At 46.0% G+C, this 20542-nt stretch carries 18 protein-coding genes; 12 read left to right on the forward strand and 6 right to left on the reverse strand.

Going from position 1 to position 20542, the window contains the following annotated elements; all coding sequences use genetic code 11:
- Window positions 1–4: 4 nt before the first annotated feature.
- From J0M30_14770 to J0M30_14795, 6 genes are all read right to left on the reverse strand, one after another.
- Window positions 5–508 carry a phage virion morphogenesis protein gene (locus J0M30_14770; protein MBN8668758.1) on the reverse strand — a complete coding sequence of 168 codons (504 nt, stop codon included), beginning with the start codon at window positions 506–508 and terminating at the stop codon, window positions 5–7.
- Window positions 480–1307 carry a minor capsid protein gene (locus tag J0M30_14775; protein MBN8668759.1) on the reverse strand — a complete coding sequence of 276 codons (828 nt, stop codon included), beginning with the start codon at window positions 1305–1307 and terminating at the stop codon, window positions 480–482. The genes J0M30_14770 and J0M30_14775 overlap by 29 nt, the downstream gene beginning before the upstream one ends.
- 38 nt (window positions 1308–1345) lie before the next feature.
- Complete coding sequence (locus J0M30_14780) at window positions 1346–2686, reverse strand: DUF935 family protein (protein MBN8668760.1); 1341 nt, start codon at window positions 2684–2686, stop codon at window positions 1346–1348.
- A gap of 122 nt (window positions 2687–2808) precedes the next feature.
- The gene (locus J0M30_14785) at window positions 2809–3243 is read right to left on the reverse strand and encodes a hypothetical protein (GenBank protein ID MBN8668761.1); all 435 of its coding nucleotides are present in this window, start codon (window positions 3241–3243) and stop codon (window positions 2809–2811) included.
- A gap of 169 nt (window positions 3244–3412) precedes the next feature.
- Window positions 3413–4957 (reverse strand): hypothetical protein, encoded by a 1545-nt coding sequence (locus J0M30_14790; GenBank protein MBN8668762.1) that lies wholly within the window; start codon window positions 4955–4957, stop codon window positions 3413–3415.
- Window positions 4958–5404: a hypothetical protein gene (locus J0M30_14795; GenBank protein MBN8668763.1), complete on the reverse strand. Its 447-nt coding sequence runs from the start codon at window positions 5402–5404 to the stop codon at window positions 4958–4960.
- A gap of 166 nt (window positions 5405–5570) precedes the next feature.
- Between J0M30_14795 and J0M30_14800 the strand changes: the two genes are divergently transcribed.
- From J0M30_14800 to J0M30_14855, 12 genes are all read left to right on the forward strand, one after another.
- On the forward strand, window positions 5571–6716 hold the full coding sequence (locus J0M30_14800; protein MBN8668764.1) for an ATP-dependent Clp protease proteolytic subunit: 1146 nt from the start codon (window positions 5571–5573) through the stop codon (window positions 6714–6716).
- 72 nt (window positions 6717–6788) lie between these two features.
- Window positions 6789–7706, forward strand: a complete 918-nt coding sequence (locus tag J0M30_14805) for a hypothetical protein (GenBank protein ID MBN8668765.1) — start codon at window positions 6789–6791, stop codon at window positions 7704–7706.
- Between the two features lie 82 nt (window positions 7707–7788).
- Entirely contained in the window at window positions 7789–8238 is a 450-nt protein-coding gene (locus J0M30_14810) for a hypothetical protein (GenBank protein ID MBN8668766.1), read from the forward strand.
- An 82-nt stretch (window positions 8239–8320) separates the two neighbouring features.
- Window positions 8321–8782: a hypothetical protein gene (locus tag J0M30_14815; GenBank protein MBN8668767.1), complete on the forward strand. Its 462-nt coding sequence runs from the start codon at window positions 8321–8323 to the stop codon at window positions 8780–8782.
- Window positions 8783–8812: 30 nt separating this feature from the next.
- A complete protein-coding gene (locus J0M30_14820) occupies window positions 8813–9223 on the forward strand; it encodes a hypothetical protein (protein ID MBN8668768.1) in 411 nt (136 codons plus the stop codon).
- 20 nt (window positions 9224–9243) lie between these two features.
- Window positions 9244–9540 (forward strand): hypothetical protein, encoded by a 297-nt coding sequence (locus tag J0M30_14825; protein MBN8668769.1) that lies wholly within the window; start codon window positions 9244–9246, stop codon window positions 9538–9540.
- A complete protein-coding gene (locus tag J0M30_14830) occupies window positions 9540–10877 on the forward strand; it encodes a hypothetical protein (GenBank protein ID MBN8668770.1) in 1338 nt (445 codons plus the stop codon). Before J0M30_14825 ends, J0M30_14830 begins: the two co-directional genes overlap by 1 nt.
- A 50-nt stretch (window positions 10878–10927) precedes the next feature.
- Window positions 10928–13006, forward strand: a complete 2079-nt coding sequence (locus J0M30_14835; GenBank protein ID MBN8668771.1) for a hypothetical protein — start codon at window positions 10928–10930, stop codon at window positions 13004–13006.
- Between the two features lie 2 nt (window positions 13007–13008).
- Window positions 13009–13713, forward strand: coding sequence for a hypothetical protein (locus J0M30_14840; GenBank protein MBN8668772.1), 705 nt, complete (start codon window positions 13009–13011; stop codon window positions 13711–13713).
- Window position 13714: 1 nt separating this feature from the next.
- On the forward strand, window positions 13715–16960 hold the full coding sequence (locus tag J0M30_14845) for a hypothetical protein (GenBank protein MBN8668773.1): 3246 nt from the start codon (window positions 13715–13717) through the stop codon (window positions 16958–16960).
- 2 nt (window positions 16961–16962) lie between these two features.
- Window positions 16963–17997: a fibronectin type III domain-containing protein gene (locus tag J0M30_14850; GenBank protein MBN8668774.1), complete on the forward strand. Its 1035-nt coding sequence runs from the start codon at window positions 16963–16965 to the stop codon at window positions 17995–17997.
- Complete coding sequence (locus J0M30_14855; protein MBN8668775.1) at window positions 17997–20468, forward strand: hypothetical protein; 2472 nt, start codon at window positions 17997–17999, stop codon at window positions 20466–20468. Before J0M30_14850 ends, J0M30_14855 begins: the two co-directional genes overlap by 1 nt.
- The last annotated feature ends 74 nt before the right edge of the window (window positions 20469–20542 follow it).

Consider the following 20542-nt stretch of genomic DNA (forward strand, 5'->3'; position numbering starts at 1 on the left):
CGTTTTATCGCATGGATCGGGTCAGGTGAACCTTGGCACGCTTGTTTAAAATACTTCTCAATACATAAGAATTGCCAATGAACCGTCTTCTTGGAATATTCATCTTTCTGGTATAAGTAGGCACACTGTATGGCTTTACTTTTTTTCCAAAAAGCGTTGTTCGTTTATGTTCGTTGACAGTTACAGTACCGCTATATCCTTCATTATGAACCTTGGCGTATGGCACATTTGTACCCACCCTGGCACGATTGGCGCTGGTGGATATGATCCTGGGAGAGCGCTTCAGATACCCGGTATTCGTTAAAATTGCTCTGCCAAGGCTTTTTCTTCCTGTTGATTTTCTTGGCGCCCAGGGTTGTGCTGATCGGTCAACCCAGTTTTGTTGCCGGAACCGGTCTTTAAACCAAGACACGGCTTCTGTACCAATAACTGTTGGAAGGGTGGCAAGCCCCCTTTTCAACTTTTTCTTTAGCAATTGCTCAATCTGTTGTTTCGTCGGTTTGCTCATCGGGTCTCAGATTAAGGCCTTGGTCACGAATATCTTCAGGAAGGCCGATGAAGTAAGGATGGGTAGGTGGGAAAGCCAACCTTTGCTTGCCGAGGTTAACCTTGAACATGTCTGGCATCCGGTCGGGTATTATGATCTTGTCCAATGGCGTTTCCGCGCCTGATGCCATTTGCTGAACATCACACCTGCACCCCCACCCGTTGGGCGGAAATAAGATGTCCCATATCGGATCATCTACCTTCCGGACAAAGCCATCAAGCAATTCATGTTCAAGCCTGACCCGTTCATCTCCCGCTGTACGGTATTTCAACAAGGGGAAGAACTCTTTATCCCTTTCAATTGTAAGCCACAGCCTGGACATTTGTGAACCCGCTACGGCAAAATTGTACTCAGCCCTGAGCCAAGCTCCCACATAATCGCTATTGATTTGTTCGGCCACAGCCCGGAATTCCCCAAAGGTTCTCAGCTTGCCGGACTCGTCCTGGAGGGCTTCGGTAAGGGCGCGCAACTGGCTGTAATTCTTGGCCGCAGAAAACTGCCATGTATGGTTTATCAGCGCGTCCAGCATTTCATAGTCAGGGGTGTCATAATCCACCTCTTCCAGACTGGCTCCAAAGCCTTCTACGATCCCCGTAACCAGGGTTTCGGCAAAGTATTGGGTGATTTCCTTGTCAATGCCCTCAGGAAGGGCCTGGAGGCCGTATATGCGCTGGATCAGGTCTTTGAGCCACTGTTCCAGCCCATCGGCCATAAGGGGCTTAAAATCGCCCTTATTGAACCGAGCGTAAGCCTTACTCAATTGCTCCTTAACCTCCTCATGGCTAAGCCCCTCCGGAATCAGTCCTTCGGGGCCGGGTCGAAAAAATCGGCAAGCGCGTGCCTGAGCCGGGACCAGAGCGATCTCATTTCACCGGTCGCCCCGGTTCCGGGCATTTTTTTTGGTTTGCCAGCTTCACCGCGCTTTGGCGTCTGTTTCTGGCCAGTCTTTGGATCAGGCACGCGCGCCAACTTTTCCTCCTCCATTTTTTGCACCCTGGCATCAAAATCTTTTGGTTTTGGCCGACCATACTTTTCGTATATATAATCTTCCTCCAGCGGAAACCCTTTACTAATAAGCCAGTCGTCAATGGCTTTTTCGTCCTTCAGCCAGGCGTTATCTACTTCCTCTTCCCACTTAAACTCACCCTGGTCAGTGGAGTATCCATAGGTTTTAAGAATGGATAAAAACTGCTCGGAGTTGAGCCAAAGCAAAACAGTCTCCAAATCCATTTGCAGGATTTCAGCTTGCCCCTCGCCCTGTACTTTAGCTTTAGCCAGGCTACCGGTGCGACCGCTCATGGATGTCTCCACGTTACCCAACACATAGATTGCTATCTCCTTATTGAGCAGGTCGATAAACTTAGATTGCAGGTCACCATTTGCTGAGGAATTAACCCCCTCGTTTTTAATCTCAATTTCCGCCTGTTTTGGAATGGACATGATCAGGGCGCTACCGGCACTTTCGGCCATAGTCAACAGTTCCTGTTTTGTTTTCTGATCGTTGGCATCATACTTAATCACCCGCATGGGGATGCCAAATATTTCTATGAACTGGCTGTAATCTCCCAGGCAGTTTCTTTTGTAGATCGAATAGGGCGCAATTTTATGAAGGATGCCAAGATCATCAGGATCACCCAGTACCCATACGTTTGGTAATTCCTCATAGGCAAAGCCTTCATCAGAGCCAGCCTGAAAGATGGTGATCTTCTTTTTCTCCAGCTTCAGGTGCTTACGTGGTATCTTATTGAAGTCAAAGGATGGGCCAGGGATGAATTCATATCCTGATCGACCATAAAGAATGGTGATCATCAGGTCTTCCAACAGATCGCGGAAGCGCTTATTTTTAAATAGCGGAGCAAGGGAATCTATCTCCTTGCCTTCTTTACCCACGAACATCAGTTTTTTGTTCAGGATATTCGCTACCCGCTTTTGCCATACGCCGGAAAAGAACGGGTCCAGTTCCGCATACTTATAAAGGTCATAGAGCTGCACCCGGTTAGGCGAGGTAAAGGACTCTGCGGTCTTTAGGGAATTGATAAAATCCCCAATATCCTTAGAGGTTCTGTCAACGGTTTGTATCCGAAGATCATTTACAATGATCATCGAGTCCGTCTTTTTCTTGTACACTCCTTTTGCCATTAATTCAAGTTTATAGTTATGTATGTTTCCAGTAGTACGCTGTCAAGGACCTGAATAGCGCCAAACTGTAACTTATGGTCAACGATATACCTGGTGATATCTTCTGGGATCATGATCATAAATTAATAATGATTACTTCTTTTTGTGTTCCCGGTATATTGGATTGAATTGTTCTCATTGTAGTTGGTGGCCTCATCATCCGCCGGGTAGGGCCATCCATAGGGGACTACTTTCCCGGTCTGAACATTAAGCAACCATTCCAGCGCCTTTTCCTGTAAGGCTTCAAAGAGTTCAAGATTGACAGTAGGGTTAGCAAGCTTACAGATTTCCCAGGCAGCCAGATCCTTGACAGCGGCGATTAGCTTAGCCCGGTCAGGCCCGTTCTGGGCTTTGTCAAACAACACGGCGATATCATATCGACTGCAATACCCCATAGCCTCGCTGATGGCGGTATCTATGCCTGCCTGTAAAATCGTATTATCATTGCGTGAAATAGTGGTCATAATCTCTGAGTAGAGATGTGTTTTCATGTCCTCGATGGTAACAATAGCGGCCATAGTAATTATTTTGATTCAATGATTTGATATCTGTAAACCTCTTTTACTTCCCCATTAAACTGGACCTTGATCTTCAGTGGACAATCGCAACGAAGGCTTATCACCTTCCCGGTTCGCTCCAAGTGCATACCCAATACTACTCGCACGGTATCTCCGATCTGAATATTCATTAGTATCTCCTCGTGTTTTTGGGTCTCTTAACAAGGTTCCCTGCACCATTTCCAAGCACGGTTATTTTGGTTTTTATTATATGCCAAGCGCCTTCCACAGCGTCAGGTCCATCCATTGTTTTTGAATTGGGGGAAACGCTTTTAAACTGCGCTTCCAATCTTTGCATGTGAGGATCGTCCTTTTCATCGATGTTAAGGATCATCATGCCAAGCCTGTTTTTTGGCTCCAGATTTCCTTCGATTCTAAAGTACTTATCTGGCTTATCACGGTCATCTGGCGTAATGCCGAGTACAGTATTGCCCGGTTCCTGGCCTTTGCTTAGAATGAGTGGCAGAAGGACCTGTTCATAAAATGGGTTTTGAAGGGTATTATTTTCGATATAGAAGTACCCTTGCGTCCGGTCGTTAATGTAATCCCGTGAGCGGTACAGCCAATCAATAAAATTTGAGTTTGTCGTGGTATCAACAAAAACCTTGTAAACAAATAAAATATCATCCTGGCTGCCACAAATGGCCACCGCCTTGCAGCTATTCTGCGCTTTTGCTTTCACTCCGGGCTTATCGCGATTACTGGGTGCGGGGTCTGCATACACTACCACAAAGGGCAAAGACTTTAAAGGAGGGCACTTGCCATAAGTCAACTCCTTGAATACCTTACCGTCGTCAATTGGATTATTATAGTATTCCCGCTGTTGCGCGGAATAAGATACTTTGGAAAGAACGCGATCTATTTGCTCTTCGCTATTCTTTTCGGGCCATGAGGACCGACCATTTTCGTCACGGATATTAACTACATGAACATAGTCTGCGTTTTTTGTAGCCCGGACGACGCAACAATCTTCAGCGATGATGTTGCCAAGGAATAAGATCAGGGTGGCCTTGGATACAGACCTGGTACCAATGGCCGCTGACTCAATCCACTTCCATTTGTTTTCGATGATATCGGCGTTTCGGCATTCTTCGTCTGTGTCGATATCGTTAAATACCAGCACATCGGGACGTGCCTCTTCCAGACGAGTACCGCGTGGGGACTGACCAGCTCCTAAGGCAAGGAATCCAAATCCCTTACGGCTCACAAAATCGCCACTGGTCCAGCTTCCTGGAAGCTCTTGAACACCATAGTCATGAATGATACGTTGATTAGCTTCAAGGTTACCCCAGTAAGGAGCCAGAAACTTTTCTGCGTTATCATATGAATTGGAGATCATCAGCATGTATCTCTTTTTGCCGGTGAGCATGAGAAAAAGAATCTCCATCATGGTGCGAACATCCTTGGCCAGCTCCCGCGACCAGTTTCTTACTTCGTACCATTCGGGATTGGCCATGATTCTTTTAGTTGCCGAAATATGAAAAGGGGCTGGCGAGGCATAGCAATACTGAGGGAAGTAATACTTAAACCACAATTCCGGGTCGGCCTCAAGGATTTTGATCCTCTTCTTTTGCGTTGCCTCGGTTTCTCCGGTGAGCAAAGCCGTTTGCTTCCGAATATTTTCTACATACTCGGACCAGACCTGGTACCGTTGCTTATCTGATAATTCAGGCATTTAAAACTTTTTCAACTGGTCCTTGATAAAACCATCCCAATGGTTGAGGAAGGTTAAAGCCAGGGGGGGATCAATCGCATTTAACCACTTATGAAAGGCAGTGCCACTATCCATATGCTGAGCCAGGCTGGTTTCCATTTCCAAATTTTTAATAGCAGAGGTGTATTTTACGAACATATCTGCCATTTTGGTATCACCGATTCCATCAGTCTCATTGAGCTTCTCGTTGATCTTCTCCAGTACTATGTACAAATTATTCAGGATGTCGCTGCGACGGGTGAGTAAGCTCCTCCTTAACTGATTCCACTTCTCCTTATTGATCCATCCGGACAGGGTGGTTTCATGAACCTTTACTTTGCCAGCTATATCCTTCTGAGAAAGCTCCCCTTGCAGGTAGAGCGTTTTAGCCCAATCCTTTTTTTGAGTTGCGGTTAAACTTCCTTTCATAGCCACAAATTTCAAGTATAAGACCTCGTTTTTTCAGGTCAAAATCCATGATGCGGCAATAGGTAACGTGGGATGTGGTAGTAGATGAATTATCGCGGAATCTGCATTTGGCGAGGGTTTCAGCCGATTGCAATTTTACGACATCAAAGTTACGAACCAAAATAAAATGAACGGAGAGGCACAAATTTTTAAGATCAATGCGGTGAGTAAAACCAAAGCTGAAATATTGCTTTATGGTTACATCGATCCGTATGATGTTAGCGCCTCTTCATTTGTTCGTGACTTGCGGGAGCTGGAAAAGAACTATAAGCAGATCGATGTAAGAATTAACAGCGGTGGCGGAAATGTATTTGATGGATTTGCCATTTATAACGCGCTTAAAAATTCTTCCTCCCAGATTGAAACCTTCGTTGATGGAGTGGCCGCCAGTATGGCCAGCGTTATAGCTCTTGCCGGTAAGAAGGTGCATATGAGCAAGGTGGCCAGGATCATGACCCACCAGCCAAGCACCGGCGGATATGGTACCAGCGATGAGCTGAGAAAAAATGCGGAACTACTGGATGCTATGGAAAAAACGGTTTGTGCCGTTTACGCTGAAAAGACCGGCAAAACAACGGAAGAATGCAAAACCATTTTTCTGAACGGAAAGGATAATTGGTTTACAGCGGAGGAAGCTCTTAAAAATGGCTTGATCGATTCCATCTATGACATGGAAGAGCAGATCGTAGAGCCAAAGAATGTGACCGGTGAACGCCAGGTATATGATCATTACCGGGAGTTGTTTGCCGCCAAATATGACAAAACCCCTATTACGAATATGTCAAAAATTGTAATGTCCGTCACCATGTTGGCGGCCCTCAACCTGCGTGAGGATGCAGACAATGCCGCCATAGAGGCCGCATTTCAGAGAACTCTGGACAAGGCTAAGCAGTTTGATACCATCAAAGCTCAGCTTGATGCAAAGACTACCGAGCTGAATAGCCTGAAAGAGAGTGCCAACAAGGAAAAGGTCGCGTCCATGTTGCAAGCAGCCCTCCAGGAGAAGAAGATCAGTGTGGAAATGAAAGGTGTTCTGGAGAAGCAATATGCGGGCAAGCCGGAGGAACTGGAAGAGTTGCTTGGCGGGATGAAGGCCTTTGCTTCGATCACCAGTCACATCAAAACTGAACATGGTAACATGTCCAATAAGGAAATGTCGGCTGAGTATGAAAAGCTGGACAAGGAAGGTTCCTTGCCTGAGCTGAAGAGCAAAGACCTTGAAAGGTTCAAGCAACTGTACAAGGCTCGCTTCGGTGTCGAGTACAAGGCCTAAGCCTGTATTCTTAACCGTAGCACCATTAAATCTTATCTACACCTAAACAAGTAAATATTAAACTCGCCCAATATGGCCATTACTAAAGAAATCTGGCAGAAGGACATTGTGGACAATCTGTTCCCTGACAACTCCTTTGCTCGCCACGCCCGCAATGCTGACAACTTCGTAAAAGGGGGTGCCGTAGTGCATATCCCAGTGGCTGGTGCAAGCACCGCCGTGACCAAAAACCTGGGTGTTTTTCCGCAAGTAGCTGCGCAGCGGAATGACACTGATATCACCTATGCGCTGGATACGTATTACATCCTTCCCATGCTGATCAAGAATATTGATCAGTACGAGCTGGAGTATGACAAACGTATGAGCGTTACAGGTGAGATGATCAAAACCCTGGTTAGTGTGGTCAACAAGGGTCTGCTCTACCGTTGGGGTCCTGCCGCCGCGCAAACCATCCTGACCACAGGCGCTTTAAGTGGAGCTGACCTGATTGATGGTACCGCCACTGGCCAGCGCCGTCTGTTTACCAAAACAGAATTTAAGAATGCTGCCAAAGCAATGGACAAGAAGAACCTGGTAGGAACCCGGTACGCCCTGCTTACCGCCGCCCATTACCATCAGTTCTTCGAAAGTTTGTCCGATGCCGAGAAGGCAGATGTGGGCCGCGTGGCTGACCTGAAAACCGGTGTGGTAGGAAAGTATATGAACTACAACATCATGATGCGTAGCGCTGCCCTGCGTTATCGCGGAGCTGATGGTGCCTATGTGCCCATTGATGAGACGGATGCAGCCTTTGCTGCCAACGCGGCTGACCGTGCCGCCTCCTTGTTCTGGGATGATAGCTGCGTAGAACGCGCGATGGGTGATGTGGATGTATTTGATGACCCCGGAAACCCGCTGTATTACGGTGACGTTTACAGCGCCAACCTCCGCGTAGGTGGTCGTATCGTCCGCACCGATGGCGTGATCGCCGCTGTTGAAGCTAACGTTTAAGCCTGGCTTAAATGGTGTGTTAATGCCGGTAAACTATTATTCATAACAGGCCCGGTGAAAATCGGGCCTTTAATTCTATACCATGACACAGGAAGTAAAAAAATTCTTTAAAGATCATCCACAGGCTCTTTTCGCCTTCGTAGTGGCCGGGATGGCATTTGCCACGATAGAGGAAGCCAATGATTTTGCCAAAGGATCAAGCGAGAAACCTAATAAGGTGAGCAAAGAGGGATTGATCCTTGAAGGTGACCATGCTCAGATTGAATCCTTGACCAAGGAGCTGGAAAGCGCGAAGGCCGTTATTTCCGGACACGAGGCAGAGAACAATGCCCTGAAAGCTGAGCTGGAAAAGTACAGTGGAAGGGAAGGATATGATGAGAAACAAAGGCAGGTGGAAGAATTGAAAGGTCAACTGGAAGCTGTAACCAAAGAGCGCGACAGCTTGCGTGCCCAGGCAATAAAAGTGCCTGAGGACCCTAAGGAAGGGAAGCCCGCTAACACCAGTGGCAAAGGTCAAGTGACCAAAAACTAATCGATAACCCCCCACGAGAGCTGTATATCAACGCCCTCCCTGAAACACGGGAGGGCCATTTTAAAACCTCAGATCAACTACAATGGCTGTTACAAAAGTCCAAGGAAAATATGTCTTTTTTGAGTTCAGCGAAAACAACGTGGACTGGCTTAAGACAGTATGTCTAACCAACCAGGACTGGAACCTGACTAAAGATAATCCGGTCGTAAGGACGCAATGCGGCACCTTTTATGGAGATGGTATCCCCGAAGAGACGATCACTGTCAACGGGATGGCTAACATTACGCCAGCCGCGATTGTGGCCAACAAAGGAGAAGCCAGCGTGAGCAAACTCTATAACTGGGCACAAAACGGAACGCTTCTTTACTTCCGTCGAGCGATTTTCGTTGATCCCACTATTGCTGTCCCAGTTCTGTTTGAACGCCGTACTGGCCGCTGTGTATTGAGCGAGTATTCTGAACAGCTACCGATCGAAGATGCTCTTCCAATGACCTTCGCCACCACTGTGCAAGTTCAGGGTACAACGACTGTAGAAGTCGTATAAAAGTTCTTCTTCATTACATAAACCACTGCCATGAATTTTGAATTATTGCCTCAAGGGGCATTCTCGATACGAAGAAATAGTGGCCAGGTAATAACTGGCCGCTTTTGTATGTGGTCGCTTGATCACTTTTGCCGGACCAAAGGAATAGGCGATAGCATCTATGATCTCCTTTTCTTTATTCAAAAGCCCATTGGTATTTCGGCATTTGCCGATTATATATTCTCAGCCGTTTTATTCACCTACAAAAATGATATATCTCAGTGTCAGGTAACTCGTGATGATATTCTGGAAGTCATGGAAGAGGCCGGGTCAACGAGATATGATATGATGGCAAAAATGCTGAATCATAGCCTGTTTTTGTACGATGGGTTGATTGAAGACACAAAAAAAAAGACGGGGAAGGTGACGGTGCCAGTGAAAAAACCAAGGAGAGCCCGCTGACTTTCTACAAGCTGCAAAGCTTGGTAGTAAATGCAGGGATACCACCGGATCAGTTCTATGGATTTACCCTCAATGAAGTAGTTGAGGTGATTATTGGTTACCAAACCCGGCAAATTGAAACATACCGAAATACAAGAATTCTGGTGGGTACTATGATAGCGATGGTGGGATCGAAGGAAAATATTCTTGATGTGATGCCTCTGCCCGGAGACCCTTCACCAGAGGAACGAATACGGGAGGAAATGAGGCAGAAACAGGCGACGATGGACCAAATGCAAAACATGTACAACCGCGTAAAAGAACTCGGCTTACTCTAATGGATAATGTACTACTTGATATCGTATTTAACCAGGAAGGGGCGCTAAAGAATATTACAGACTTTAGTGAAAAAGCCAGCGGGCAGTTGAATAAGGTGACGGCTGCCGCAGGTGGTATTGGTTCTTCGTTGATGGTTGTGCCAGCTATTTTAGCGGGTCTAACCCTACTGGCCACAACGTTGGCGGATAAGTTCACTAGCTATGAAAAAGCTGTTCAAAAGGCCGGTGAGGCTTCTGCTAAAGAATTTGTGAAAATAAAAGCCCTGGTGGAAATCGCAAGGGATGAGAACCAAGCCAGGGAAACCCGATTAAAGGCAATTCAGAACCTACAGAAAGCATACCCCGAACATTTAAAAAATCTCTCCCTGGAGAAGATAAACTCTGAGGAGACTGCAAAGGCTATTGACAACCTTACAAATTCGATATTCAAAAAGGCCTTGGCAGATGCTTTGTCAAACAAGATAACTGAGCTAACAATACGGGAGCTTGACCTACAGGCAAAAAAGGCGAAACTGGCGGAAAGGGCTTTAAAATCTGTATCAACTATTCGAGGAGCAATCGAGCAACAATTAAGAGGGGGTGGATTAGGAATATTATCATTAGGGGTTGAAGCAACCGAGATTGAAAATGAGCTTAAGCAAATACAAAAAGAGAAGGATCAATTAGGGAAAGAATTTGTAAAAAATATGGCCGATACTCTTGAATTTGTTGTGACAAATAAAGGGAGAACCTCGGCTGCAAATGTTGGAAAGCAATACGCTCTTGATTTTCGTGCGGCTGTGAAACCGCTTCTGGAAGGAGATGTATATGAAATTGCGCTAAGGTTAAGCCCGGAATTTCTCCAACGCGAATTAGAGGAGAGTCGCAAACAGATAAAAGAAGGGCTGGAGGGATACAAAGTAAAAGTTAACCTGGCTCCTATCCCACTTAAACTGGCTCCGCCTCAGGATATTTTATCTCAGGAGCAAATTGATATTGCTAAAGGAATAGCCCGAAGCTTATCGGAACCCTTCGCAGAATTCTTTGATCTGTTTCCAAAAAACGAAAACCGGATCAAGGCCTTTTTCAATTCTCTTATCCAGAGCATAAACGCTGTGATCAGACGGTTAATTGCTGCCGCCGCAGAGGCCGCCATATTCAACCTATTGACAGGTGGAAAAGTGAAGTCCGTAGGCTCGATATTAGGAAGCGCCTTAAAAGGTATTGGTGGAACGCAGAGCGCCGGACCAGGGACCGGGTTTGCAGGTATTTCCGTAAACGTTGCAATAGCCGAACGCAATGGCAGCCTGGTGGCTGCCGTCAATAGCCAGACGGCCAGAAACAGGAGATTAGGATGAGTACACTCACTATATATCGAACCCAGTGGAAGATGAGCCGAACCGATTCTGTGGGAACAGTATCCGGTAAGGACATCACTTTTGATATATACGATAAGGCAGAATATGAGGAGGGGGACCCTTCTCCCATCACAATCATAAAAGAACTGATTGGCGGAGCTGAGGTGGCCACCATTTCCACGGTAGCAGACGCAGACGATTTCGGAAAACAGATTTGGGGTAAACACCTCAAGTTTCGGTTTAAAAGTACTTATGACATCAATGGGGCAACATTCTCTGGTGGAGAGGATGGGCGCTTTTATGGGAAGATGTATTATGATGGCGGGGCTGGAAATGTGAATATCCTGGAGGGCTTCCTTCTCCAGGATGATATTGTCGATCCTTTCTTACCTCCGGGAAGTGAGGTAGAACTTACCCTGACGGATGGCCTTGGAATACTTCGTGATGTGGAGATCACCGATCTGGAGGGAAACCGACTTAACGGAGTCTATTCCCTGATCGAGCTAATATCGTTTTGCCTCGCTAAAACGGGGCTTAAGCTAGCCATATGCGTTGCGGATAATCTTTTTGAAAGCAGGAACCAGAACCGGGTAGATAACATCAATAACAGCCCTTACGATCAGATTTTCATGGACAGCTACAGTCTGATGAAGGACAGTAATTCCTATTTGGACTGCTATACTATTCTGGAGCTGCTCTTGCCCAGGTACACCCGACTATGTCAACGCAACGGGGAATGGTGGATTCAACGACTCTTTGAACACAGGCTACCCGGTTGGAAATATACCCGCTTTGATTGGGATGGCACTAAAATCAATAGTGCCCCGGTACCATCTATGAAAAAGCTGATGGGCCACCAGAGCGCAAACCCGGTCACTTATTTCGTTGAAAACTCAACGGTGGTCACCAGGAGAAGAAACCGAAAAAGTGTTATCGTTCGCAATCCTTATCAATACCCGGATGAATTGCTCGATAACTACCACTTCACACGAGGCGATGAAAGGACAGATATTGTAAGCACCTTCCCTGATGGCCGGGTCTTTGAAATAGAAGGGTGGGTTCTTAAAAAGGGAATTGGAGCAACGGCTACCGCCCCTACTGTGGATGCCTTTATTGAGCGCCGTTACGTCAATGGCTACGAGGAAGGTAGAACTTTAGTGATTTTGGAACCAACATCTGGAGGAGCTTTTGAATATATCGAGAATGTTCGTCCTGTATTTGCCTGTCAGCGTAGCCTCATTAACTACAGCATAGATTTTAAGCTCAGCAATAACCTGTCTGGAGCTGTTGGGCAACCGGCCAGTCATGGTATTGCCATTCGACTGGAGGGCTTGGATGGGTCGCACTGGACGGTGGATGAGGATGGCAAATGGGCGCTTAGCGATGCAGGCTGGACAATCAATTTTAAACAGGTTCAACTGAGCTGGTATGTTGCTGATCAGGATGAGAGGGAATTTCAGAGCATAGGAGTTAATACAGACCCTTTGCCCGTGAGCGGGAAAGTATTTGTGATGCTCTTTGCTTTTTCCTCGGTCGCCGGTAGTCACATACGATATGCTAATCAGATACTGGAGGTTAAGCCAGCAATTAACGGAAGCAATACCCTATTCTCGGCTGAAAAGCACACTATAAGCCAGGACTTAAACTTTAGTGCGAAGGAAGAGTATGATCTATTCTCCTTTGATGCGCCCTGTCGCAGTCTGCGCGGATGTTTGTTGGTCAACGCTGAATTTGGTGTCCCGTTGCCTGAGTATTTCCCGACATCTCTTTGGGTGGACATGGTGACTTTCAATGTCGTTTTCCCAGTAGGGTCTTATCCGGCAAATAAAAAGTATTCGGAAATGGTGGCCTGGACGATGTGGCACATGAATAAAGATGAAAAATCGAAGCTCGCTTTTACCATTCAGGGGCTTGACGCCGACGACGGAAACCACCACGATCTCACTCATATTTTTAAAAACGTCTCTGCGGATCAATTTACAGTTGGAAGGTGGTATTTAGTTACGGCCATGAGCCAAAACTGGAAAACCGGGAAATGGACAGGGACCATGTGGGAATTACACCAGGATAATCCATATACAGATTTTGAGGGCGACTATAAACATGAGTACGAACAACAAAATTTATAAGAGTGGCACTGGCAGTAGTACAAGGAAAGAATGCAATAATGAGGCTCAAATATGGCGGCGAATTTAAACTTGTTGCCTGTGTGGACCGTGTGAAGCTCTTTGTAGAAACGCCCCTTGATCCGACCAGCACCCCATCAAGTGGCCTTTACCAAACCAAGTGGCCAAGTGGAGTAAGTGACTGGTCAGTGGAAATGTCAGGAGTTACTATTCTCCAGGATGAGGTTGACGACCGATTGACCAGCCTCGACCTGATCCGGGAGCAGGTGAGACAGTTTGGGTTGGATATGAAATTGGTATTGGTGGATGATAATGCTGTTACTGCATTCATTTACGGTCACGTTTTTCCATCGCCAACGGAGATGGATTTTGAGGTGGGAAACATCGGGAAATTTCTTACCACCCTGCAAGGAAGCGGAACACTCACAATCAATGATCAAAATATTGACATAAACAGTACTGAAGTGAACCCATTTGATTACCAGGCAACCGGTCTCGAAGGTGGAGTAATTACACATGCCACTCTGACCAACGTAAACATTATTTGGTGCGACCGTTCTGACTTTTTCTGGAGGGTCTTCCCGGATACTGACTTTGATCCCGATCCTGACAACAGGACGGCAATACATGATCGAGCTGCTGGGTCAGTTGATTTTGGACAACCCCTGGGAGCTGGGGAACGAATTGCATTCTTATACAAACCATTATAGCATGAAACGTCTATTAAGTCTGATTATAGCCTCTTTTTTATGCCTGGCTGCAATGGCCCAGGAGGATACTATTAAGCCGGTACACAACCCAATTCCAGCCTACAGCTTTGAAAAATACTTATCTGTAGGAAACACGGACAAAAAAGGCAATGCAACCAGTGCATGGTTTGAGGTTGGAGATACATCAACGACTAAAGCGATGATTCTCCCACGAGTGCAGGATACTTCTGTCATCCTTTACCCGAAACCCGGAATGATTGTTTACTCGAAAGTAGACAGCTCTGTTTATTACCGGGTACGGACAAGATGGATGAATGTTAATACAGGAGGTGCTGGAGCATCATACATCAATGGGTATGGGCTGGTTTTAACTGGTAATGTATTTGCGCTTAATATCGCCTTAAGGGATAGCATTCTAGCAGCCGCACGTGATAGGGGAACGCACACTGGCATACAACCGCAATCCACAATTGTTGGATTGGTGGATACTTTTCAACTATATGCCAAGAAAACATTTACTGACAGCAACTACACGAATAAAAATCGGTATGTGGCAAGTCAATTCCGTGGGAAAGCATTAGGAGACAGGTACAATAAGACCGGGTTTATATCTGGCGACCTTTCCAGTTTCACAGCGAGTGGTATCACCGCCGCTGTATCAAATGGGAAAATCGTATTGTCGAGTTCGACAGGTTCAGCGTCATCAGGCATTTACTTAACTAATACATACTCTGCGGCTGATCGATGGCAGATGAAAGTAGGATTTAAGCCGGGGGTGAAAAACGGGTCCTCCGGGTACCTGGCTGCTGGTTGCTTTAGTCAAAACACAACCTTCCCGATTAACCTCGCAGGACTTATTGGGCAAAATACCTCCCTTGATGGAACGATACGAATACTAGACGGTGCCAGTTTGGAGAATACCAGGGTAACCGGATCGAGCCTTGTGTTCAGTGTCGGCGATAGCATAGAGCTTACCCTTATCAGGAACGGATATATTCTTTCTGTCAGGGCCTTGAATGTTACTACCAACACTTCGGAAGTGTACAGTCAATATTTATATGGCAGTAATGAGAGCATGGCAAACAGCTTCCGCCCTGGTATTATGGCCACTGGAGGGATTGACAGTATTTACCACTTTTCTTTCAGCGTCCTAGAGCCATACATGAACAGGATCGCCATTGTCGGTGATAGCAAGACCACGTTTTACGGAATGAATAATGCTGAAAGCCTTGCCTCTTTATTTTCTGCTGGGCTGGATGACGTGGCAATGTTTGGTAAGGGAGGTGAAAAAACAGCTGAGTTGGTGAATGTGGTCAATTCCGAGATCGTGGCCGCGGCACCTGAACAGGTTTTAATTTGTATTGGGTCAAATGATTCTCGTTACTCCGTTGCCAGAGCCACCACCTATGCGAACATTGATAAAATCACTGACACACTGGACAAGTACGGGATTAAATACCAATTCTTTCTAATGAAGGAAAACCCCGCTGCCCTCTACGATGCAGACCAGTTTTATTTGGATAGCTTTTTTAAAGTTACCTACCCAAACAACTACATCAGTGAAACTTATTCGGTCACAGAAAATAGTCCGAATTGCTATAACGCGGACGGGATACATCTGAACGCATACGGCAATTTGCTGGTTTATAATTCAATAATGACCAGCGGGAAAATTCACTACCCAGTCACATTTAAAGATGATCCTGTAAAGACATTTCGATTGAACAAAAGTCTGGCTGGATTTACAGAGACGATGGTTATCAGAAACACAAATTCGACAGGCTATTCAGGCATAACCTTCGAAACGAGCGGAGGATTAAGTCAGGCTGGTATCGGTATAGCCAACGCATCCTCGCCACTCAATCCATACCTGACATACTTCAATACCAACGGTGCCCCGCTTACTTTAATGTACAATGCGGTGCCGCAGTATTATATTGACAACGCAATAAATATCGGGTATGGTAATAATCATATCACTCCCACAAGAAAGCATGATTTCCTAGGGGCGGTCCGATTCCGCACGTTTACCAGCATCACAGATACAGGTTCTTACAAGCCTATAGTAATGGACGCAAATGGTAATATGGAGCGCAGCACATATTGGTACGGTTCAGGTGCGCCCGGAGGAGGCGGTGTTACTTCATTTAATGGCAGAACAGGCGCAGTTACTCCACAGGCTGGCGATTACAACACGGTTACGGAAACTCTTTCCAACAAATCAATGGATGGAGCAAATAACACCTTTACAAATATTCCTCAATCTGCGGTTACAAACCTTGTTGCAAATTTGGCAGCTAAACTTTCTGGGACTTTATCACCCGGATATATACTAAAAGGTAGTTCTGCCGCAGTTGCGACCAACTCGCAACTATATGATGACGGGAATGACGTGCGGATAGGCTCACTTACACCAGATACAAAAAGCGCATTTTCAGTTCACAGCACTACTAAAGGAACAAGACCATTTACTGAAATGACAACGGCGCAAAGGCTTGCAATGGCTCCAGGGTCAACCTCCAAAGTGTGGGTTTGGGACACTGACCTTCAAAAGTTGTTTCATTGGGACGGAACGCAGTGGCAAGGATACAGCAACGATAGCGAGTTTGGCAATGTTTTTATAGACACAAAATATCGCCCAGGAGCATCTGCGTCAGGTCAAGATATAACGATAAAAAGCGACACTATTACCGGGTCAAATGGAGTGACTGTAACTTATGTCGGAACTGATACTTCTAATCGATATGATGTCAGTTTGTCAAACGTTGCTACTGGAAATGTGTTAGCTAATTTTAGTGGATCATCTGCCCCTCCGGTTCCGATCTCTGCGGCCTCGTTGACAAATCAATTGCAACAATCTGGCCCAGGACAATCCGGTACTATAACTGCACAGGATTGGAAGAATCTTTTTTACACTACTGCAAGAGGTAACCCTACTGGAACAGTCACTCACAATTACACGGACGGATTTAAAGAATATTGGACATTGACAGGCACTGGAGGGAGAACATTGGCATTTTCCGGTCTCGGTACATTTGGCGATGGTTATCAGTGTCTATTCTTTTTTGACAATACAAGCGGAGGCACAATTACGCTTACGTTGCCATCAAATTGTTTTGTCAAGAACAGTTCCGGGGTTTATGCTTCCGGGGCTTCGGTTACCATTCCGACAGGAAAATCAAATATGTCTCTTGACTTTAGTATCAACGGGGGAAGCCCTCAGTATTGGTTAACAACATCGTTCTAAAAATGAGAAAGTTAATTGCGTCAGCCCTTATTCTTACTTCTTCTCTTTGTCACGCACAAACAGGATCAACGACCGCGTTTACTAAAAAGAAAGTAGTATCCTGTGCTGCTCCATCCAACGTCACATTCAGCTCGGTATCGGGTACAGGAGCAACGGTCAATTGGACCGCAGCTTCTCCGGCTCCAGGTTATGGGTACAATGTTGACATATTTAAAACCAGTGATAATTCACTGGTCACTGGATTCGTTGGTGTTTCAGCAACTTCTCAAGCTGTGACCGGCCTAACTGCCGGGACTCAATATAGGGCCGATGTAGTAAGTCGATGCAGTGATGACGGAGAGAGCTTTTACTATTCAAGCGTGGCCAGTAATACGTTTACTACTACTAGCGATACAGTAACAGTTAAAATTGATTTCAGGGCAAGTGGTACGAGTTCTGGGTTGTCTGGAGGTACTTGGAACACTTTTGCAGGTCAGCCAAGAGCGGCAGTAGTTACTCTTACAAACCTAAAGGACACCAATAATGTATCAACTAACTGGAATTTAACAACTATTGATACTGCAAACTGGAGAGACTTTAGCGGATGTTGCGGGTCTGCAAACAATAATGTAGACGGGACTATTAATGGAAGTGTAATAGTTGGAGCAAGCACTGCATCTTATGAGTCTATAATGTTCACGCATGGCACAACACAGCCTGCAAGATACGATGCTGCTAAACCTCAATTCAGGCTCTACAATCTTCCATCTGGGACTTACGAAATCACACTAACTGGATCGCAAGGACAGTTTGGGTTTGACGCAAGAAATATGGAATATAGGGTTGTAGGGGCTACATCGCCAGCAGCATTGCAACTTGATGGTGGGGCACCTGGTGTAACAAATACAACTCTTCCGGCTTCACACAAAGTTGTGTTTACCGTTGAGCCTAATGCAACGACAAATGATATTTTTATTTGGATGAATAGTGCCTCTTCTGGAGCAAACGGCTCGTCTGAAATCGCGCTGATTTGTATGGCCAAAATAAGAAAATGGTGATGAAACGACTTTTAAATATAATCTGCTATTCGCTTTGTGTTCTGCTTTTGCCCTTAGTAGGGAGCGCGCAGTATGGCGTATTCGATTCGATCACAGTGAACAAGTCTCCAAATAATGGGGGAAACGCTCCGGGCGATGCATTACTTTATAAGCCTACCGATTACCCAACCGTTGGAAAGCGATGGCCTCTAATTATTGACCTTCACGGTGCCGGGGAAGCTAGCAATAACCTTACTATTTTATTGACCGTTGGTCTTCCAAACAATATCAATGCCAAAGGGCAAAAACCGATATTGAAGTATGGGAGTTATAGCACTGAAGCCTTTGTACTTTTCCCACAATCACCGCCGACCACTTTATCGACAGAACCAAACCATTTGCCAAACATCATTAAGTCGATGCTCACAAACTATCCAATTGATAGCACAAGGATATATCTTAGCGGACTTTCAGGCGGTGGAAATGCGTTAGGCATGATTGGAGGTTACTCAACAGCGGCTACATATACCGACTACAACAAATTCGTTGCTGCTATATTCATGCGGTCACCCCATAACGCATCAATGAGTTTTGATTCGGCGAAACGGTACGATAAGTGGAGACCTGCTATTGCGTTTGTATGGGGAGGGCAATCGGCAGACGGGGCCTATAAGGTTTTTTCCCAAAGGATTGCTGATAGCCTGGACAACTATTTACCAGGTAAAATCTTCACGCACGAGGTGGCCGCTTGGGGCCATAACAATTTCATACAAACATTCGACACAGCCCAAAGATATAGCGGTATCGGGAATAAAAATTTTTACGAGTTTCTTGCTTCATACACAAATCAAACCGACAGCACAGGAACCACTTGGGTGCCAGCAGGACCATCGACCACTCCTCCTACAGCTAACGCTGGACCCGATCAAACCCATAAATTTCCAAAAGGATATGTGGCATTATACGGCGGCTGGCCGTCATTCAGTCAGCGATCGGCGGACGGCGGTCCGATTGTTCAGTGGAACTGGAGTCTGATCTCTGGGCCGAATACCCCAGTATTTCGTCGGTTTCAAAACGAAAAATATACAGACGCTCCGACCAATGCAGACAGCGTTTGGTTTGTTCGTAACCTTACCGTAGGCACCTACCAGTTTGAACTTCGAATAGTAGACAGCGCAGGCGGCACAGATCGGGATACTGTTCAGGTGGTAATTGAGAATTGCGCTTTCAATCCTTCGCCAAAGAAGATCACGATCAGCAATAGTACGAACCTATACCGACCTTTCACGGCTGGAACTACCCTCAATATTCAGCCGGGCGACACAATACAGTTGGATGCTACATTCTTCAACGACATCGAGACCAACGCGATCAGTTGGGGCAACTTCGGGGGATGCAGAACGCAACCCGTGGTGATCCGGTCAATCAATGGCCGTGCAAAGCTGCGAAGCCTGGCACTTGCTAACAACGGTGAAGGATCGACCTATAACAAGGTGGAAAATGTCATTGTGGATAGTATTGAGTCGCGTCAGTTTGTAGGGTATTTCGTGGAAGGCATGGAGTGGAAGTATTGCAAGGTGACCAGAGGCTTTCAATCCGGGTTTGTGCTGGCTGGATATGACTATACCAATGCCCTGCGAAGGTTTCCCGCTCACTATATAAATAGAATTTACCTGCATGATAATGAGGTTGATTCGACCGTCAACGAAGGCATATACGCGGGGCCTTCGCTAACAGAGGCATGGAATAAAGCAAACAACCCGACCGGCATCGCTCCATTTGCCCGTATGGATTCGGTGTATGCCTACAACAATTATTTCCATAATACTGGCAATGATGGGATGCAATTCTCCGGGGCCAATAATCTGCAAGTCTTCCATAATTATGTGAAGGTTACCGGGGGAGGTAACATGAACGGTCAAGGGTCTGGTATCAATGTTGGTACAGGATCATCTGGCCGAATTTGGAAGAATATAATTGATAGCGCAGGTCAGCAGGCACACTTCACCAACGGCCACGACACACTGATCTTCGAGGAGAATTATTACCTGAATTGTTCTTATCTCCGAGTAGATGATCCTTTTCCATCGGTGGTTTATTTATCAGGTAGCCGCATTGACTATGAGGCTAACAAATCGCAACGCGCATTTTTCCGGAAGAATTATTTCCTTGATCCTTACAATACAAGGACAGTAGAATTGACTGATTACAATAGTTTGGCCGACCCTGCCAAGGTGGACAGTAATACATTTTGGTTGCCCAATAAGGATGGTGTGTTTCCTACCGACTATATACTATTGTCTGCCGCACCCGGATCGACTCAGCAAGGCAATATAGAGGCCTCATTCAGCTTGCCGGTATGGCAAAAAAATACAAATTATAACCCTACACTCTTAAACCCGTCCGGCGTTGTATCAGGCGGTGGAGGTGAACCTTCCGGTCCATCACCGGGCATAAGGATTAAGAGAAAATTTAAAATTAAAACTCAATAATATCTATGAGCGACGCACAGATTCAAGCGACAGGCGGTTGGGTCAGTTTGGCATTTACGGGATTTTTCTATTGG

The sequence above is a fragment of the Chitinophagales bacterium genome, from assembly GCA_017303415.1.
Lineage (GTDB): Bacteria > Bacteroidota > Bacteroidia > Chitinophagales > Chitinophagaceae > SpSt-398.

Coding starts and splice junctions, on each gene's coding strand:
- J0M30_14800 (MBN8668764.1), top strand. CDS start 5,571: ATGAACGGAGAGGCACAAATTTTTAAGATCAATGCGGTGAGTAAAACC.
- J0M30_14815 (MBN8668767.1), top strand. CDS start 8,321: ATGGCTGTTACAAAAGTCCAAGGAAAATATGTCTTTTTTGAGTTCAGC.
- J0M30_14780 (MBN8668760.1), bottom strand. CDS start 2,686: ATGGCAAAAGGAGTGTACAAGAAAAAGACGGACTCGATGATCATTGTA.
- J0M30_14810 (MBN8668766.1), top strand. CDS start 7,789: ATGACACAGGAAGTAAAAAAATTCTTTAAAGATCATCCACAGGCTCTT.
- J0M30_14845 (MBN8668773.1), top strand. CDS start 13,715: ATGAAACGTCTATTAAGTCTGATTATAGCCTCTTTTTTATGCCTGGCT.
- J0M30_14830 (MBN8668770.1), top strand. CDS start 9,540: ATGGATAATGTACTACTTGATATCGTATTTAACCAGGAAGGGGCGCTA.
- J0M30_14770 (MBN8668758.1), bottom strand. CDS start 508: ATGAGCAAACCGACGAAACAACAGATTGAGCAATTGCTAAAGAAAAAG.
- J0M30_14795 (MBN8668763.1), bottom strand. CDS start 5,404: ATGAAAGGAAGTTTAACCGCAACTCAAAAAAAGGATTGGGCTAAAACG.
- J0M30_14785 (MBN8668761.1), bottom strand. CDS start 3,243: ATGGCCGCTATTGTTACCATCGAGGACATGAAAACACATCTCTACTCA.
- J0M30_14850 (MBN8668774.1), top strand. CDS start 16,963: ATGAGAAAGTTAATTGCGTCAGCCCTTATTCTTACTTCTTCTCTTTGT.
- J0M30_14790 (MBN8668762.1), bottom strand. CDS start 4,957: ATGCCTGAATTATCAGATAAGCAACGGTACCAGGTCTGGTCCGAGTAT.
- J0M30_14820 (MBN8668768.1), top strand. CDS start 8,813: ATGAATTTTGAATTATTGCCTCAAGGGGCATTCTCGATACGAAGAAAT.
- J0M30_14805 (MBN8668765.1), top strand. CDS start 6,789: ATGGCCATTACTAAAGAAATCTGGCAGAAGGACATTGTGGACAATCTG.
- J0M30_14855 (MBN8668775.1), top strand. CDS start 17,997: ATGAAACGACTTTTAAATATAATCTGCTATTCGCTTTGTGTTCTGCTT.